General features: G+C 40.6%; 17 protein-coding genes. 5 read left to right on the top strand and 12 right to left on the bottom strand.

Going from position 1 to position 18,728, the window contains the following annotated elements:
• Window positions 1–261: 261 nt before the first annotated feature.
• From CSV75_RS02830 to CSV75_RS02815, 4 genes are read left to right on the top strand one after another with little or no spacing between them, the layout of a single operon-like run.
• Window positions 262–1,872: a spore germination protein gene (locus CSV75_RS02830; RefSeq protein ID WP_099674664.1), complete on the top strand. Its 1,611-nt coding sequence runs from the start codon at window positions 262–264 to the stop codon at window positions 1,870–1,872.
• 3 nt (window positions 1,873–1,875) lie between these two features.
• The gene (locus CSV75_RS02825; RefSeq protein ID WP_099674663.1) at window positions 1,876–3,066 is read left to right on the top strand and encodes a Ger(x)C family spore germination protein; all 1,191 of its coding nucleotides are present in this window, start codon (window positions 1,876–1,878) and stop codon (window positions 3,064–3,066) included.
• 6 nt (window positions 3,067–3,072) lie between these two features.
• The gene (locus CSV75_RS02820; RefSeq protein WP_099674662.1) at window positions 3,073–3,303 is read left to right on the top strand and encodes a hypothetical protein; all 231 of its coding nucleotides are present in this window, start codon (window positions 3,073–3,075) and stop codon (window positions 3,301–3,303) included.
• Window positions 3,304–3,338: 35 nt separating this feature from the next.
• A complete protein-coding gene (locus tag CSV75_RS02815; protein ID WP_099674661.1) occupies window positions 3,339–4,460 on the top strand; it encodes a GerAB/ArcD/ProY family transporter in 1,122 nt (373 codons plus the stop codon).
• A 193-nt stretch (window positions 4,461–4,653) separates the two neighbouring features.
• On the opposite strand, the gene CSV75_RS02810 is transcribed toward CSV75_RS02815, so the two are convergent.
• The 3 genes from CSV75_RS02810 to CSV75_RS02800 are packed head-to-tail and all read right to left on the bottom strand — an operon-like array spanning window position 4,654 to window position 7,215.
• Window positions 4,654–5,133, bottom strand: coding sequence for a hypothetical protein (locus tag CSV75_RS02810; RefSeq protein WP_099674660.1), 480 nt, complete (start codon window positions 5,131–5,133; stop codon window positions 4,654–4,656).
• 40 nt (window positions 5,134–5,173) lie between these two features.
• Window positions 5,174–6,424 carry a replicative DNA helicase gene (locus CSV75_RS02805; protein ID WP_099674659.1) on the bottom strand — a complete coding sequence of 417 codons (1,251 nt, stop codon included), beginning with the start codon at window positions 6,422–6,424 and terminating at the stop codon, window positions 5,174–5,176.
• Window positions 6,421–7,215, bottom strand: a complete 795-nt coding sequence (locus CSV75_RS02800) for a conserved phage C-terminal domain-containing protein (RefSeq protein ID WP_099674658.1) — start codon at window positions 7,213–7,215, stop codon at window positions 6,421–6,423. The genes CSV75_RS02805 and CSV75_RS02800 overlap by 4 nt, the downstream gene beginning before the upstream one ends.
• Window positions 7,216–7,731: 516 nt before the next feature.
• Between CSV75_RS02800 and CSV75_RS02795 the strand changes: the two genes are divergently transcribed.
• Window positions 7,732–8,133, top strand: a complete 402-nt coding sequence (locus CSV75_RS02795; RefSeq protein WP_099674657.1) for a DUF4181 domain-containing protein — start codon at window positions 7,732–7,734, stop codon at window positions 8,131–8,133.
• Window positions 8,134–8,447: 314 nt separating this feature from the next.
• Here the strand turns inward: CSV75_RS02795 and CSV75_RS02790 are convergent, their stop codons facing one another.
• The 9 genes from CSV75_RS02790 to CSV75_RS02745 all read right to left on the bottom strand — a co-directional run bounded on the left by CSV75_RS02790 (window position 8,448) and on the right by CSV75_RS02745 (window position 18,722).
• Complete coding sequence (locus CSV75_RS02790) at window positions 8,448–9,146, bottom strand: ABC transporter ATP-binding protein (protein ID WP_099629898.1); 699 nt, start codon at window positions 9,144–9,146, stop codon at window positions 8,448–8,450.
• Window positions 9,139–9,933, bottom strand: coding sequence for an ABC transporter ATP-binding protein (locus CSV75_RS02785; RefSeq protein ID WP_099674656.1), 795 nt, complete (start codon window positions 9,931–9,933; stop codon window positions 9,139–9,141). Before CSV75_RS02785 ends, CSV75_RS02790 begins: the two co-directional genes overlap by 8 nt.
• Window positions 9,926–10,966, bottom strand: a complete 1,041-nt coding sequence (locus tag CSV75_RS02780; RefSeq protein WP_099674655.1) for a branched-chain amino acid ABC transporter permease — start codon at window positions 10,964–10,966, stop codon at window positions 9,926–9,928. Before CSV75_RS02780 ends, CSV75_RS02785 begins: the two co-directional genes overlap by 8 nt.
• Before the next feature lie 13 nt (window positions 10,967–10,979).
• Window positions 10,980–11,846, bottom strand: a complete 867-nt coding sequence (locus CSV75_RS02775; RefSeq protein ID WP_099674654.1) for a branched-chain amino acid ABC transporter permease — start codon at window positions 11,844–11,846, stop codon at window positions 10,980–10,982.
• An 11-nt stretch (window positions 11,847–11,857) separates the two neighbouring features.
• Window positions 11,858–13,018: an ABC transporter substrate-binding protein gene (locus CSV75_RS02770; RefSeq protein WP_099674653.1), complete on the bottom strand. Its 1,161-nt coding sequence runs from the start codon at window positions 13,016–13,018 to the stop codon at window positions 11,858–11,860.
• A 330-nt stretch (window positions 13,019–13,348) separates the two neighbouring features.
• Complete coding sequence (locus CSV75_RS02765) at window positions 13,349–14,767, bottom strand: aspartate ammonia-lyase (protein WP_099674652.1); 1,419 nt, start codon at window positions 14,765–14,767, stop codon at window positions 13,349–13,351.
• A gap of 65 nt (window positions 14,768–14,832) precedes the next feature.
• On the bottom strand, window positions 14,833–16,077 hold the full coding sequence (locus tag CSV75_RS02760) for a Zn-dependent hydrolase (RefSeq protein WP_233191571.1): 1,245 nt from the start codon (window positions 16,075–16,077) through the stop codon (window positions 14,833–14,835).
• Between the two features lie 12 nt (window positions 16,078–16,089).
• Entirely contained in the window at window positions 16,090–17,622 is a 1,533-nt protein-coding gene (locus tag CSV75_RS02755; RefSeq protein WP_233191570.1) for a sodium:solute symporter family protein, read from the bottom strand.
• Between the two features lie 416 nt (window positions 17,623–18,038).
• Window positions 18,039–18,722, bottom strand: a complete 684-nt coding sequence (locus tag CSV75_RS02745) for a DUF1028 domain-containing protein (protein WP_099674650.1) — start codon at window positions 18,720–18,722, stop codon at window positions 18,039–18,041.
• Window positions 18,723–18,728: the final 6 nt, after the last annotated feature.

Here is an 18,728-nt window from a genome sequence, read left to right as displayed (position 1 = left end):
TTAATAGAATCAATTCAATATCTAAATAGAATGTACATTCAGGAAACTATTAAATCCTCTAAAAAATTTATATCTATTATTTTAGTCACTAGCAGACACCCCAGCACACTACAAAGTCCCTTTCATTCACCAATCCCACCCAAAACAGCAATACAACTCGCATAAAAGAAGAAAAATAAGGACAAGATGAATTAAACAGCAAAGAAATAGTACAAATCATGCATAACTTTTCAAAATACCAAACAGTAAAAGAGGTAGTGTATGGGCTTTTTTAAAAAGAAAAATAATACGAAAGAACAATCCACTTCCCCTAACCAAACGAAGGAAACCAGTTCACCAAACGATTTAAAGACAAGTCTTCAAGACAATATACAATTTGTAAAAGATAGCTTGGGCGAAAGCTCGGATATTGTCATTCGAGAAATCCGAATTGGTCAAGGCGGATCGGTGAAAGCGGGTATTTTCTATACTGATGGATTGACCGATACACCTTCATTGCAAAATTTCATAATGGAATCGTTGATGTTGGATATAAAAGGTACCGGATTAGAAAAGAAGTTGACGCCAGGACATAATCTTTTAACCGCCTTAAAGGATTTTGCTATGACGGTAGGAGAGATTAAAGATCTAACCAATTTTGATGATCTTTTCACTTCTCTTTTATCAGGAGATACTATTCTGTTGATCGATGGATATTCTGAAGGTCTGGTGATGGGTAATAAGCACTGGGTTGAGCGCGGGATAACAGAGCCTGCGTCTCAGACAGTAGTCAGAGGACCACGCGAAGGGTTTTCCGAAAATCTGCGTGTGAATACGGCATTAATTCGTCGGAAAATTAAAGACCCGAACCTTTGGATGGAGTCAAAGGTTATTGGAACACGCACGAAAACGAATGTTTCCCTCATGTATATTCATGGCGTTGCAAATGACAAGATTGTGAAAGAAGTCCGTTTACGTTTGGATCGCATAGATATTGATGGGATTCTTGAAAGTGGGAATATTGAGGGATTTATTGAAGATTCAACGTATTCCCCTTTTCCTACTGTTTTCAATACGGAACGTCCGGATATTGTAGCCGCGGCACTTCTCGAAGGTCGCATAGCCATTTTAGTAGATGGAACCCCATTTGTGCTGATCGTGCCGGCACTGTTCGTCCAATTTTTTCAGTCTCCTGAAGATTACTATGTGCATACGGGTATTGGGAGTCTGATTCGACTCCTTCGCTTTTTTGCATTTATGATTGCGTTGCTTGCACCCGCATTATTTGTTGCCATCACTACTTTTCATCAAGTCATGTTACCACCTGCATTGCTCATTAGCCTGACAGCCCAACGAGAAGGTGTACCATTTCCGGCATTTGTTGAAGCCATCATTATGGAAGTCACTTTTGAAATATTGAGGGAAGCAGGCATACGAATGCCCCGCTCTATCGGTTCCGCCATGTCGATTGTAGGCGCATTTGTAATTGGGACCGCAGCGGTTGAAGCCGGCATTATATCTGCTGCTATGGTAATCGTCGTTTCCATAACCGCCATATCTAGTTTCGTTTCGCCTACTTACAACATGGCGATTTCGGTACGAATACTACGTTTTGGTTTTATGGGGTTGGCTGCATCGTTTGGTTTATACGGTCTTGCTATAGGTTTAGTCGCTCTTATTCTCCATTTGTGCAGTTTACGTTCTTTTGGTGTACCCTATATGGCACCATTCGCTCCATTTAATGTTTCCGATCAAAAAGATACGTTGATTGTTGTCCCTATATGGAAAATGTTTACCAGGCCTCGCCTAATCAATCAAACCAATGTGGTGAGGCAACAAGATCCAGCTTCTGCAAAACCGCAACCACCAAAAAATGAGGAATCGAGGGAGTAAGTGATGAAAAAAAGTCTATTGGTACTCTTGATTCTCACCTTCTTTCTCTCGGGTTGTTGGGATCGGAGGGAGTTAAATGAGCTCGGCATCACAATGGCAATGGGAATCGACAAATCAGAAAATCAATACGTAATCAGTGCCCAAGTGGTCGTACCTTCAGAGGTATCTATGAAAACAAATAGCCAGGGGCGTTCAGCAGTCACTCTCTTTCAAGCAAGTGGAGAATCGGTATATGAGGCTTTTCGAAAAATGACAAAGAATTCTCCCCGAAAAATGTATCCCGGACATCTTCTTATATTGGTCATCAGTGAGGATCTAGCGAAAGAAGGAATAGCCGAATCATTAGATTTACTCTCAAGGGATTGGGAGCTGCGACCGGACTTCTATGTAGTAGTGGCGAAGAATACTACCGCTTCTGAAGTATTGAATGTGAATACCCCAATAGAAAGTATTCCAGCCAACAAAATGTATAACTCTCTTCAAGTATCGGAAAGAAACTGGGCTGGAACAAAAGGCATTATATTAGATGAGCTAATAAAAGATCTTTTAACTGACGGTAAGGAAGCGGTGTTAACAGGGATTGAAGTAATAGGAGACAAAGAAATAGGATCAAGCAAACAGAATGTGGAAACGATCACTTCATCCGCCGAAATAAAATATGATCATTTAGCTGTCTTTAAAGCGGATCGGCTAGTCGGCTGGTTAAATGAAGAGGAAAGCAGAGGATACGCTGAAATCACCAACTCCATAAAATCAACCGTAACAGCTATTCCTTGTCCCAAAAAGGGGAAGATCACTTTAAATATTCTTCACAACAATTCCAAAGTTACAGGCGCTATCAACAAAGGTAAACCCGAGGTGAATATCAAAATTCAAGCAGAAGGCGATTTAGGAGAAGTACAATGTTCAATTGACCTAACGAAACCTAAGACCATTGACGAATTAGAGAAAATTTATGAAAAAGAAGTGGAAGAAATTATTCATCGGACAGTAGATACCCTACGCAATCAATATAATTCGGATATTTTCGGGTTCGGTGATGCCATTTCTCGATCCAATCCGAAAGTGTGGGAAAAGATGAAAGACCATTGGGATGAAAATTTTTCTGAAGTAACCGTCAATACGCAGATTGATATAAAAATACGTCGGACCGGTACAGTAAATAATTCTTTCTTAGAAAAGATAAAGGACTAACTCATCATGATAAAAAGTATAGGAATACTTTTGATAGCAGCTGCCATTGCGTGGTTTGAAGTCCCCTCTCTCTTGGATAAAAAACACAAAAAAGAATTGCTTGTGTTTTCTATTCTTCTTACGATTGGAGTAGCGCTAGGCATGGTACTCGGATTCGGAAAAACACTTCCATCCCCAATGGAATTACTCACTTTTTTGTTTACACTGCTTACTGACCTAATGGCTCCTTTACTATAGTGAATAACCACGCAGAAAGAAAGGTAGGATATGAAATGATAGAAAATATTAAAATTAATCCGTACCAATTTCTAGTGTTGGTTATTTTCTTTACAATAGGTACAGGCATTTTAATTGTCCCATCCGTTTTAGCTGCCGAAGTGAAGCACGATGCATGGATTGCCGCAATAATTGGTACAGGAATCGGCTTATTGATCATATGGCTATTCACGACTATAGCCCTGTGGTTCCCTCACCTGACCTATATTCAAATCAATGAAAAGATTTTTGGTAAATGGATAGGGAAAGCGGTTTCCGTATTATTTGTATCCATGGCAGCACTTTACACGTCTAGCCTTTTGTATTATTCCGCGACATTTATCTCAACCAATATGTTGCCCACTACTCCCATGGTAGCCCTAAATATTCTCATGATGGGAATCGTTGTGATGGCAGTCCGGCTCGGATTGGAAACGATCGCTCGTTCTGCAGAAATTCTCATTGTCGTTTTCTTTGTCCTTTTCCTCATTTTAGGGGTGTGTATTTCATCTCAAATCAAATTTGAAAATTTAGAGCCAGTTTTTGCGGAAGGAACCATAACGCTCGTTCAATCCAGTACATATTTTGTCGCTTCATCATCTGTCAATGCAATTGTTTTATTAATGATCTTCCCCGCCCTTATGAACAAAATGAAACAAGCTAGAAAGTCCTTTCTAATTGGAAACTTAATAGGCGGAATCATGATCATCATCCTTTCATTTTTGAGTGTGTCAATATTAGGGGCTGAGGATACAGCGAGAGAGATTTATCCAGGCTATGAATTGGCTAAACGAATCAATATTGGAGATTTTGTACAGCGTATTGAAGGATTAATGGGTTTCCTTTGGTTTATCGCCCTTTATTTTAAAACGGTACTTTATTTTTACGCTACCGTTTTAGGAATCGCGCAAATTTTACATTTGAAAGACTACCGCCCCTTAACCTTACCTTTAGGAATGATTGCTGTAATCGTCTCCCTTGTGATCTATCCGAACGTCGTCTACCAAAAAGAAATACAACAATCGACTGAAGTATACTTTTCTCTCTTCATTGGACTTTTCTTGCCTCTTTTACTAGTTATCGTATATGCCTTTCGAAAGAATAAGTTAAAAAAGAGTCCTGAACCTGAAAGCCCTTAAATTGAATTTACTTAGTACTTGGCAATAAATTATGTAGTGATCCAGCTCATCTTCTCCTTTAAAGATAGCTGGATCACCATTACTTGTGAAATACAGAACAGACACTACGTACGGTGGGCGCTTTAAACCACTCTCGAACCGCTTTACTACCCTCGCTTTTCATCCATCAACGCTATATCCGCGATGTTCACATCTACCTTTCTCTTGCCTCTAACACACGATGCACCAACCGCTTCCCTGCCTCTACATGCCCGACATACACCGGAAACTGCATGACCCTTTTTCGGTACTCGTACAAACTTTCCTCTCTTCCCGATTCCGCAAATGTTAATAAATTCGGCATCAACCGATCAGCGTGCGTGACCTTGACACCGGTCTCACGAAACGTTTCGCTATGTAATCGATACGCGTCCGCCTCTTTCTTGCCAAGGTAAAATGCATACCAATTTGGTTGTGTACTTTTCACCACAAAGAGCTTGATTTCACCAATACGTAACGTGTTCTTTTTCATCGGCTGCTGGATGGCTTCCTGGTCGAACTCGATCTCTTTTAGTTTCTCGCAATCTTCGTCCATTCGGACTTTATGATTCGTGATTGCCCAGAAAATGCTGTGAGCGGTTAATGACATATCGGTATCTACTGCGTAATCAAATAATTCTTCAACTGTAATCATAGGTACACTCTCCTTTTTTAGGCAAATTATTTAAAACGGTTCACGACATTGCAGCGAGTCGGCCGTTGTCTTTGTTGTAGTAAACAGTGAAGCCACCGACTGGGCCGTTACGATGCTTAGCGACCATGATTTCGAGATGGTTCTTGAGTTCCGATTCTTGATTGTAGTAATCGTCTCTGTAAAGGAAGCACACGACATCGGCGTCTTGTTCGATGTTGCCGGAGTCCCGTAGGTCGCTCATCATCGGTTGTTTGTCCTGTCGTTGTTCGACTGCTCTGGAAAGCTGAGACAGGACGACAACGGGGCAGTTAAATTCTTTTGCCATCGCTTTTAAATCTGCGCTAATTTGGCCAATTGCCTGGTTTTGGTTATTCGTTCTTTCCTCCGGTCGGATGATTTGCAAGTAATCAATGAAAATAATCGGTCGCTTGTCCGGTTGTGCTTTAATGACTCTGCGAGCAGTTGCTTTGATTTGACTCACTTTTATTCCGCTTCTGTCGTCGATACGGATTTTAGCGCTTTGCAAATGCTCAAGTGCTGTCGTCCATGTATTCTTCTGTGTGTTATCAAAATGTTTATATGGATTGCGCATCTTTAACCGACTGTATCCACCCGCTGTAGATATTAGACGGTCGGTCATCGTGTTACGGCTCATTTCGAGAGAAAAGACGATCGGTAAATGATCGTTTAATCCGGCAGTTAACGCGAGATGATTGAGTGTATCCGTCTTCCCCATAGAGGGCCTAGCAGCGATGACAATGAATTCACTGTCTTGGAATCCATTCAACAGATAATCCATCGGCTGTAAGCCTGTGCTAATTCCTGTCATGTCCGGTCCTTGGATGAATGGGCGTTCGTACTGACTCACGAGGTAATCGTCAAGTAACAATAATTCATCTGACCTATGATCGGTATCTAACTCTTCTAACGCTTTGACAATCTCACTGTTCTCCCATTGTTCGTTCTGTGCCAACTGTAGGATTCTCGCTGTCTCAAGTTTCTTCCACTTGGAAATGATGATTTCTAAATACTCGTCAAAGCGTGCGGGATTGGCAAAACGACGTAGTTCCGAAACATAATTGGCACCACCGAGTTCTGTCGGTTCGCGTGTCGTCAGCAATGTGATGAAGTCAATCGACCGTCCATTATTGGCCAATTCTTTCATGGACAGATAAATATTGCTGTGAAGCTGTGTCTCAAAGAATGCTGCCTGTACTCCGCTGTCAAGTACTAAATAATTTTCCTCCATCATGGTACCGAGAAGACTTTTTTCCATTAGTTCACTATTCATACGTGTTCATCCCCTTTACTGAAATCTAGCACTGGCAGAGCGAGCATACGCTTTTTCGGCTTCTGTACCGCAGCTAGTTCATTGACATAGTTTTCGAAGTTGGTTGCGCTAAATAACGTCGATGGCCGCAAGAAGCGGTTGAATTCAGCATGGTGGATCCACTCAGATACTTTAAGATCGACGACTTTCATGAAGTCCACTTGTGTATAGCCCTCTTTCACTCTGCCAGTGATGAACTTCTTGGTAGTTGTTGAGGTCGCTTTGAATTGCTTTCCGGTTTTCTCATTCAGATAATTAATGACAACACGTGCGACGTCGAGATTCATCTCGACTTGGTCTTTATTCTTTATTTTTAAAGATTCTTTAAGTTCTTTAGTTATTGGCTTGCCCAATTCCGCCACGTGGACTTGCTCAACTTCGACAGGTGCACGTGTCGGTTCTGAACAAGTGACTTGCTCATGTTCGAACGCACTTGCAGGCAATCGAGTATAGTCGATTCGGTACCATTTCGTGTTGTCGATTTTCATGCGGTTATGGTGATCTGTCGAAATGAGATAGCCTTTATTTTCAAGATCATAAATAATGCGTCTAATCGTGTTCGAAGACCAGAATGTAAATTCTTTTGTCCAGTCTTTATAGGTTTTATGAATCCACCTATGGCCATCTCGAACATTTTTGGATATTAGCGAGCGGAAATGCACTTGTTGCATAAATAATGCTCCGTTAATTCCCACCAAGTGTACGAGCGACGGTAGTAGCGGTATCGACTCTTCATCAATTAATAATTTCATGTTATTTCTCCCCCTGTAAAAAAGTTATAGTAGAGTGCTCACTTTGCACTTCTCATACTCCATATAGAGAGTTTTTCAGAAAAGGATACTGATTTTAAAAATAAATTTTACATACGCTAAAACAGGAGTGGAAGTATAGCCCTCCACCCCTGTTAATTATTGATTATTTACACGTATATTTCATAATTAATTGGTAGCATGTCGAAATAGAATCAGGTCTGCCAGTCATGACTTCAAGATGGTCCTCGATCATGCAAATCGTTTTATTCCATCCATCATGTTGTTGTTTTCAAGTATTACTTTGTAGCTATTTGGTAGTTACACAACTATCGAAAACTACTAGTATATGGTTGATCTAGATATCATATTTGCTGGAGCTTTTTAATTTCCAATACTCCTTTTGGATATCCTTGGTATAATTGTGATGAAGTATAAAAGAATAGTAGTCAACCTACACAGCAATTTATAGAAAGAGTAAGGAAAATCACAAATGTTTAATGAAAGAGGGGGAGTTGTATGTTTTGGATAAAATTTATTCTGATTGTCGTATTGGTTCTTGCTCTTATTTCACTAGTTAAGTTTCTTTTGAGAAAGCTTCTTAAAATTGAAAAAGTAAAGAAAGAGTTTTTTTCTTTTAATCATATAAATGAATCGCATCGAAAAATCGATAAAATTTTGCGGATGTTTTCTACAATCAGTCTCATCACTTTATATTCTGTGCTGTTGTTTCATGATGAGGAGTTACTTTACTTGGTTTTCTTCGCCGTCATAGCTTTTGCGATATTGGATTATCTGATCAGAGCCTTTTTCGAATGGAAGTATACACACGATCCAAAACAATCTATTTTGACTGTAACCGAAATGCTAATAATAGTTGTGGCGGCCACTGTCATGATTAACTGGTTACTACCTGCGTAGCAATACTTCATATTATGGACGGCAACCCCTGCACTTTCACACCATTCAGAAAGTGCTACTCCACTGTTTTTATAACCATCCATTACGTATGAAATCCTTTCACCTTATACCATTCCCCGGGCAATCATTCCACTTCCATTTCACTAAAGGTCTACCCCTTTAGCCAATAGTAATGTAGAGGGTAAAATACGTACTATCCATTAGTAAACTTGTAATCCGCTTCCAAAAAAATAACCTCACATACCGATGTCAAATCGGCTTGTGAGGTTGGCGTTCTATAAAATATTCCTTCTGCTATTTCGGCATGTTCTAATTTAACCTAAGTAGGATTTTTGCACAATTTCAGTATCTTTCAATTCATCCTTTGTTCCTTCACCAACGAGGCGTCCCGCCATCAGGACATATGCACGATCACAGAAATCAATTGCCATTTCAGCGTTTTGGTCAACTAATAATATGGTCGTTCCTCGCTGGTGTAGTTCTGTTATTTTTTCATACACTTCGTACACGAGCCTCGGAGATAATCCCATAGATGGCTCATCGAGTAATAATAGTTTTGGACTCACCATCATTGCCCGGGCAATCGCCAGCATTTGTTGTTCTCCACCGGATAATAAACCTGCCGCCTGATTTTTTCGGTCTCTTAAAATCGGAAATGGCTCCGACACTTCTTCGGCCATTTGTAATCGTTCTTTAGTACTTAGCGTATAGCCGCCTAAAAGTAGATTATCCCAAACAGATAAATACGGAAATACTTGCCTTCCCTCAGGAACTAACGTCATCCCATGATTGACTAAACGAAAAGTTCTGGAGTTCGTAATCGTTTTATCGGACAATGTAATTTTCCCGCTTTTAGGACGAACCTCTCCCATGATACTTTTTAACAGAGTGCTCTTACCTGCCCCATTTGCACCAATGACAGAAACCGCTTCCCGTTCTTTCACATGAATGTTCATATCTTCTATGGCACACACTTGACCATAATACGTGTTTAACCCTTGTACTTTAAGCATCTACCTTCACCTTCCCCATATATGCTTCAATAACTGCAGGGTGTTTTTGAATCACATCGGCAGTTCCTTCTACTAGTTTCTCCCCAAAGTTAATTACTGTAATATGGTCAGACAATGTGTTCACTAAGTTCATATCATGTGCAATAATCAGAATCGTAATGCCCTCATTATTTACAGCCGTAAATAATTCCATTAATTCCTTTGTTTCTTTTGGATTCATCCCAGCTGTCGGTTCATCGAGCAGTAAGAGTTGTGGTTGCGTCGCTAACGCCCTAGCAATTTCAACCCTTCTTTGATTACCATATGACAACTGCGCTGCATACTCATCTCGCACATCCCATAGCCCAACGAATTTCAAGATCTCTTCCACACGTTGTTTTGCAGCCTGTTCTTTCTCCCTAAATGCTTTCGTTCGCAATAAGGCAGGAGCTAGCTTTGCGCCAGTTAATAAATAGGTTCCAATCAAAACGGTCTCGGAAACCGTCATGTCCGGAAAGAGACGTATATTTTGAAACGTTCTAGATACACCATACTTGGCAATCTGATCCGAGCTCAATGAAGTAATATCCGTTGTAGAAAAACGTACCTCACCTTTATCAGGAGGTATTATTCCAGTAATCAAGTTAAATAACGTACTCTTACCCGCCCCATTTGGACCTATGATGGCATGTATATGGTTTTTTTTCACTGAGAAGGAAAGGTCATTTACTGCCTTGACCCCTCCAAAAGATTTGGAAAGGCCCGCTACGGTTAAGATAGCTGTATCTGTCAGATTCTCTTTATTCATAGCCTAACCCCTCCTTCTTTACATCTACAGTTGCTTTTGCTCCTTTCATCTTCTTAAGTAAGGCTCGTTTTTCAATTTGTTTTCTATAATAATGGATAATCCCCATAATACCTCTCGGGAAAAACATCATCATGATGACAATTAGCAATCCATAGATCAGCATGCGCAATTCTGGTGTTGCTCGCAATGCTTCAGAAAAGATTGTGAGCAGTGATGCCCCTAATACCGCACCGATGATGGATCCTTGTCCACCGATCATGACCATGGTTAAGATCGTGACGGACATGGTGAAATTGAATGTCTCAGGACTGACAACGTGAATGAAGTGAGCGTATAAAGTACCCGCGGCCCCACAATAGGCAGCTGAAATAGTAAACATGACCACTTTCGTTCTAAATACTGGAATCCCCATGGACTGTGCAGCTAATTCATCATCTCGAATTGCAGTACAAGCCCGTCCGAAACCGGAATTGATCAGCAATTTTGTAAATATGATGGCTACAACTACAAAGAACAGTAACAATGGGTAATAATCAGCGTACTGAGTAAATGAAAGCTGGAAAATACCAAAATTCATTGCGGGTGGTGAAGGAATCAATGCAATTCCCATCGGACCCCCTGTAACATCTGTCCAATTTAGAAAAACTAGCCAAATGATTGTTCCAAATGCGAGCGTAGCCATTACCAAGTATTCTTCAATCAGTTTTAGTCCGATAAATCCGATGATGAAACCGATGATGGCAGTTGCCAAAATCGCGATGGGTAATGTAAACCAAAAAGACAGACCAAGTTTTGTTGAAAATATAGCCGCTATATATGCACCTACTCCAAAAAATGCCCCATGACCTATGGATACTTGACCTGTATAACCTACTATTAAATCTAATCCTAGTACAAGAAGTATATAAATTAGGATTAGATTAATGACATACATAAAGTATGGATTCGTTATTCCGAGGGGGATCATAAGTAAGGCGATTACTCCGATGAGCAATCCAAGCCGACGATATCCCAACTTTCTGATATGTTCCATGTCATCTACTCCTTTATACTTTTTCTGCTACGACTTTACCAAAGATTCCTTGTGGACGAAGCAGTAAAATGACTAATAAAATGACCATCGCAACCGCATCTCGATAACCGGAAGAAATAAAGCCAGCAGCGAAACTCTCAAGCACACCGAGCATCAAACCCGCCACCATCGCACCAGGTATATTACCCATTCCACCCATAACGGATGCGGTAAAACCCTTTAGTCCGGCAAATACACCCATTGTTGGGTAGACAAGGAATACAGGACCGACAAGTATACCAGCAAGCGCACCAACGCCCGATCCAATTGCAAATGTAATCGAAATGACTTTGTTTGCATTTATGCCCATTAATTCGGTCGCTTGAATGTTTTGGGAAGCCGCTTGCACTGCTTTCCCCATTAATGTACGATTCATGAAAAACTCAAGTAGGAACATGACAATAATCGTCACAATAATGATGAAAATATAATGTTGATTGACCATCATTCCACCGATATTAACATTGTTTGCTAGGAAAGGTGAGGCCAACCTTTCAGGTGACGCTCCCCAGATAAGTTGTGCGGAGTTTTGTAAAACAATCGCAATACCGATAGCCGCTATAAGCAAGTTCAATTTTGGAGCAGTACGCATTTTCTTATAAACAAGCTTCTCCATTAAATAACCTAATAGTGCACCTGATAACATACCACATGAATAAGCCAACCAAACTGGGGCTCCTAGGTACATAGTGGTAAGGGCAACAAATGCCCCTCCCATATATACCTCACCATGTGCAAAGTTGATGAATCGCAGGACATTCCAAACCATCGTATATCCGATTGCCATTAATGCATAAACGCTTCCCAAGACAATCCCATTTATTAGTTGGTCGACAATCATAAATCATCACCCTATTCTTGGATTATTATAAACTTCTGGTCTTTCACTTGCATGATCATTGGGGCATTTGAACGTTCGCCATCTTCGTCAAATTGAATTAATCCTGTTGTCCCTTCCATCTGAATTTTCGCCATTGCGTCACGGACTTTCTCTGGTGAATCTCCGCCCTCTTCAAAGGCTTTTGCAAGTGTCAAAGCAGCATCATAGGCGATTGCTGTATTCGCTTCAGGCTCGATATTATTCTCTTCACTCAATTTTATAAATTCATTCATTGCCTCTGTATCCATTTCCATGTTAATCATAGATGCAAAGATATGATTTTCCACTGCATCTCCACCTAATTCAATTAACTGTTCGGAATACATGGAGTCGTCAGGTGAGAAAAACTGAACATCTAATCCTGCTTGTTTTGCTTGTTGTGCAATTAAAGCCACTTCGTTGTAGAGACCTACAATCATCACGGCATCTGGTTTCATTTTTTTAATTTTAGATAATTGGGAAGAGAAGTTTTTATCTCCTGGGTTATATGTTTCCGTTGCAATAAACTCAACACCTATAGATTCCGCTGCTTTTTTCGCAGAGTCGGACATGGTGATTCCGTAATCAGTATTTTCATATATAGATGCGATTTTCTTGATTCCCTTTTCTTCAGCCATATATTGTAATACTGCTGGAACGTACACTTGACCAGTTAGGATGATGCGGTATAAATAGTCATTATCTAAAGTAGTAAATTCCGGACTTGCTCCCATGTGGACGTGAAGTGCCTTGGCATTTTTCGAAACCTCTTGAGCCGCTAAAGTTGGTGATGAATTATAACCGCCAATTATTGCTTTGACATTGTCATTCATAATCATTTTGTTCACCACCGCAACTGCCTCAGATGGTGTCGCTTTATCATCCCCAACGACTAACTCCAACTTCTTTCCGTTTACTCCACCTTCTGCATTAATCTTTTTAAAAGCCAGATCAACCCCATTTTTCATATCTTGTCCGTATTGGGCATTGTCCCCGGTCATTGGTGCTTGCAGACCTACTCGAATGGATTCACTTTTGTCAGATGCTTCTGCTTTTGATGATGATCCATCTTCGGATGAACATCCTGCTAGAATTAGCGTGAGTGCCATGAAGAAAGCAATACATCCATTGAATTTGATTTTACCGAATGTCATTTTCATTCCCCCTAGAATTATTTAAAACAATTTGGTTAGCAAAAGAATAACTTGAGCCGAAGCAAGTGGTAACATCGCTAGTATTGTGAAATCCCTCCTTATTTACCTATGGAATATTGTTTATTAAAATTGAAGATAATTCCCTTGAATTGTATGAGCTTTCTACTGTTGTCTCACAATCAAGTAGGAAATTATCCTCAAATAATCCTAAGTTACACTCGCAACGTTGAATACATTGCCTTCTTTAATAATTGACCATGTAGTTACTTCAGCTATTGTAAAAATATCCCCACAAAGCAATTTCAAATCGTTTTGCGGGGCATACTTTTTTTATGATGATCCTACTGCTTTTTTTAGAAGCGCTGAACCGGCAATACCGGGTTCAGTCATTTCCTTCGTATCTAAAATGATGTCGAGTTCTTCTGAGGTCAGATATCCGTGACGTATACAAATTGAACGGACGGACTGTCCCGTGACAAGTGCTTCCTTTGCAACTTTAGATGCAATTTCATAACTGACGTGCGGATTGATCGCAGTTACGATTCCGACACTTGATTCCACTAACTCTCTGCAATGTTCAACATTTGCCGTAATTCCTTTAATTGCAAACTCCGACAGTACATCTACACCATTTGTTAGCATCGTAAAGGATTTTAATAAATTAGATACTATCACTGGCCCCATCACATTAAGTTCTAATTGACCTGCTTCAGAGGCAAGCGAAATGGTATGGTCATTTCCGATAACCTGGAATGATATCTGATTAATAACTTCCGGAATAACAGGGTTCACTTTTCCTGGCATGATGGATGAACCGGGTTGTCTGGCAGGTAAGTTAATTTCATTGAATCCGGTTAACGGACCGGATGATAGTAACCGTAAATCATTTGCCATTTTGGATAGGTTGATAGCTAAGATTTTCAACGCAGAAGAGATTTCTGTATAACGATCTGTATTTTGTGTAATATCCACTAAGTTCTCAGCTGTTTCCAATGGATAGGTTGTTTCTTCTATTAAATATTCCATCATCTTTTCGCGGTAATCAATTCTAGCATTCAGACCCGTTCCTATCGCAGTTGCTCCAATACTAATTTTATTTAACTGCCGTACAGATTGTTCAATCCGATCTATATCCCGTCGAATGACACAGGCATACGCACCAAACTCTTGACCAAGTCGTATCGGGATGGCATCTTGCAAATGTGTGCGCCCCATTTTGATAACGCTTTCAAATTCCTTCTCTTTAATGACTAACTGTTTATGCAAGGCATTCAAACCTGTGCCTAAGTCATTTGCTAATTTTAGCAAGGTAAGATGGACGGCTGTCGGGATTACATCATTTGTTGACTGGGACATATTGACATGAGAGTTTGGGCTAACAGTGACGTTGGAATTGTTCAATATCTCCATTGCGCGATTGGCAAGTACTTCATTCACATTCATATTTAATGAAGTGCCAGCACCTCCCTGAATCGTATCCACTACAATCTGGTTATTCCACAAACCCAATTTCATTTCCTGAGCGGACTTTATGATGGCTAATGAGATGGATTTATCCAACAGTCCTATCTCGGCATTGGCTTTGGCCGCAACTTTTTTAATGATGGCTATAGATCTAATCAATTCTGGGTGTGGTTTCTCCCCCGTAATCGGAAAGTTATCAAGAGCTCTAGCTGTTTGTATACCATAATAAGCATTTGTAGGAATCTGCTTCTCTCCTAAAGCGTCACTTTCTATACGATACTTCACATCTACCCATCCCTTTCTAGACTGATATCAACGAGACCCTAAACAATCAAGCGCAATCAGATCAGTTAATCCATCTGCTGATCAATTGCGAGAATACCATTCAACATGACATCACTCGCAATTTTAATATCTTCAGGTGTACTGTATTCTTCAGGACAATGACTTTTGCCATCGATACTTTTCACAAAAATCATCGCAGATTTTGAAATAAGGGACATATGAGCAGCATCATGTACCGCCATGCTCGGCAACGTCATATACGGAACGGATATTCGTTCCGCGGAGCCTTGTAAAATGGAGACAATTTCTTCATTCAACGTAGTAGGTTTTTGTTGCTGTAAAATGGATTGACTCATTTGCACGTTACGGCGTTGTGTCACTTCCTTCCACTTCGTTTCAATCTTCTCTACTACTTGGTCCATACGCTCTTGGCATTCTCCTCTAATCTCCAGCACGAACTCTACTTGCCCAGGAACGATATTTACGGCATTCGGCAATACCTCCAATTTCCCTACTGTACCCACCAGATCCGTTTCATCTTCCCCGCAAATTTGTTCCACTACAAGAATCATCTCACTAACAGCAGCGAGTGCATCGAAGCGATGTGACATCATCGTCGTTCCCGAATGATTTGCTTCCCCAAATACCGTTACCTTACTTCTGTAGACGCCAACCAGACTGTTAATAATCGCTACGGATTTATCATTTGACTCTAAGCGCTTTCCTTGTTCAATATGCATCTCCACAAAGATTCTCTTCTCTTCATGCATTGACGCCATTTCATGTATCCGCTCGATATCTCCATTTACTTTCTCCAAAGCATCACGTAATAGAAGACCTGTAGAGTCAGTGGCCATTCGTAGTTCATCTTCCGTCAATTTACCAACAAAAGCACGGCTTCCTAGCGTGGACAAACCGAAGTCATTTGACTCTTCTGCAGTGAAAGAAACGATTTCCAAGTCGTGATCTAAGGGTATATCGTTTTCGATTACGGTTCGAATAATTTCTTTTGCAACAAGTGTCCCTAAGGCCCCATCATATTTCCCTCCGTTTGGAACGGTGTCCAAATGGGATCCGATGACTATACTCCCTTTTTTCTTTCCATTGCCTCTTAGCTTCCCCCAGATATTCGCAATGCCATCAATGGTTATGTCTAAACCTAGATCCTGTAATTCTTTAATGAAGCGTATCCGAACTTCTAAATCCGCGGGTGAGAAACTTGGCCGTGTAATCCCCCCACGTTCATCACGACCATATTCCGCATAGCTATCCAGATCGTCAAGTAAGCGCGGCAACTGAATCTGCAACATGATTTATCCTCCTTATGACTGATAAGTATCTATCGATGTTTCAGGTGTCGTATTGTGATCTTTAATTGGTTTTGTCTTTTTTTGATCATTTACATAACTTTCAACTACAGAACTTGTATCTGGTTTTGTCATATAGCTGACCCCAATCATTACAATCGTATTGGCAATTAAACCAATGAGACCAGGATGTATTTCAAACGGTGTTGTCGTTGCAAATAGTTGGAAGTAGAGGTTGACCACAAAGCCCGCCACTATTCCTGTAAACACACCTTGAGTTGTCACGCGTTTCCAATACAGTGCACTCAGCACACCTGGCGTAAACTGAATGATTGAACCATAAGCCCCTAATAATAAAGCGACTACGCCTTGCCCGCCGAATACCGCGATACAATAGGCAAGAGCTCCAATCAGTACTACAGCACTTCGCATAATCAATAGCGTCACTTTATCCGATAAATTCGGAAACATATTTTTAATCACACCATCTGTAAATTCCATGGATGCACTATGTGTAATGACATCAGCGCTCGACATGGCTGCGGCTAATGCTGCTGCACCTACTAGACCATATAACCAGCCTGGCAAGTGTAAAAATGTCGTAATGAGATAGGGTAATATTTGATCGGATTCACCGACAGCACTCACATTCACAACCCCAACCGCAGCGAATCCTGCAAGTAATAACGGGATGATTAATAAGGCAAATAACGGATAAGCGATAACCGTCTTTTTTATCGTTACTGCATTGGATGAATAGGATCTTGCAAACATATGCGGCCACATGAGAAACCCTATGACGGAAACTAATATGACTGAAGTAAAGGCAGTAGTTGACATGGTTGAACCCTCTACTCCAATTCGAAGGAAATCAGGATCGGCTGCTGCAATTTTTGAAAACATTTCAGTTGTCGTGCCGTGCATTTTCTTTACGATCATGATGCCTATAACCCAAGACACCGTGATCATTAATGCTCCTTGGAACACGTCAGACCAAGCTGCTGCGCGTAATCCGCCTGTCGCCACATACGTAACGACAATTGCATAAGCAACCAAAGCGCCGAACCAAAAAGCAATTCTTCCTTCCGTCATAAGATTAAAAATTATAGCCATTCCACGTAACTGTGTAGCTAAATACTGAATACAAGCAAAGAAGGCAATGAACCCAACAAGGATCCCAAGTGCTTTACTTCGAAAGCGCGTCTGTAGAAATCCGACCAATGAATATAGATTGAATTTACGTCCAATTCTTCCGATCTTTGGACCGATAATATACCAAGGCAAAAGTGAAAATGCTAAATATGCCAGTATGTAAAACGCAGGAGCTCCGCGTGTAAATGCCCATCCTGGTGCACCTAAAAATGAAAAGGCACTAAAAATCGCTCCACCCATTAAAAACCAAGTTAAGAATAATCCTAAACCTCTACCTGCAGTAGTAAATTCTTCTAATGAGGCTTTGTTCGTACCTCTACCGGCCATTACACCAACAATAAGTGCAATAACTAAATACAACACCATGATTAACATCGATATCTGCCAATGTTCCATCTACTTATACCTCCTCTTTATCTGGGTCAATGAAATATAGAATGAGGACTGCTATAAAAGTAATGACAATCCATAATATGATCCAGAAAAAACTGTATGGAAGCCCCAGTATTAATGGATAGGCTTTATTACCAAAGGTAAATATCGGGAATAGAACTGTTGAAAACAACAATGTGCTAATAATGATGTAGTACGTACGAAAACTTCGAACACTCATATATGCCACCTCTTTTTAACGTATTGACTGTTATAGTAGAGTCATTTGACGTAATCCTAATACAACATGAATTGTCGCTGATCGTATGCTACGTAAGTTGATTCTTTCTACGCTATTACGGACATCTGTTTAAAAAAATATGTAGCCGTAGATTGTTATGTCTATGACTACATATGGTATTTACTTTGAGTATCGTGAATTATTCGTCGCCCAGCACTCCATATGACGGAGCAACTTCAGGTGTGATGGCTCGTATTCGATACTCTTCAGCTTGTGGGCCATAAACTTCCCACGCCCTTTTCAAATCTTCAAGTGGTTGGTCACTGTAATCCACTCGTAAATCTACAAATGGGAAAGCATCCTCTTGATACACTAATAATCCGATGGAATGTTCTTGATCCAGCTCTCCACCCATCTCAAATCCTTTAGAAATAGCAGCAATTAACCGATCAGCCAACGTGCCTTTTGCATCCAAAAAGGTTTTTCCCATCTGTTCTGGAATGTCAGGATCACTTAATAAATTCCCGATACTTGCAACGTTTTTAGCGGAAAATTCTCCATGGACGCCTAGGGCTTTATTCCCTGTAAAGACGGCTGAGTTCCCGTTTGCATCCACGACGGCTAATTGACGATATTCTCTGAAGGGTGTTGTTTCCTTCATGGCATTGATTGCCGATTCCGCGTCAAAACCATTTTCTAAGACATTCAATCCGATATTGGCAAGTCTTGGGTCCGTCACGTTTTGCGTTAAAATCGCCCCAACGCCTTGCTTCGCCCACGGACACCTTGCGCCTACTGAAGGACTGCTTGATGTAACAATAACTCCCAGTGCACCTGTTTCTTCACATCGTCCTGCGACTGAAAAAGTATTCGTAAATTTCATAATTAC

The organism is Sporosarcina sp. P18a, from assembly GCF_002743135.1.
Taxonomy (GTDB): Bacteria; Bacillota; Bacilli; order Bacillales_A; family Planococcaceae; genus Sporosarcina.
This window is presented reverse-complemented; position numbering and strand designations above follow the sequence as displayed.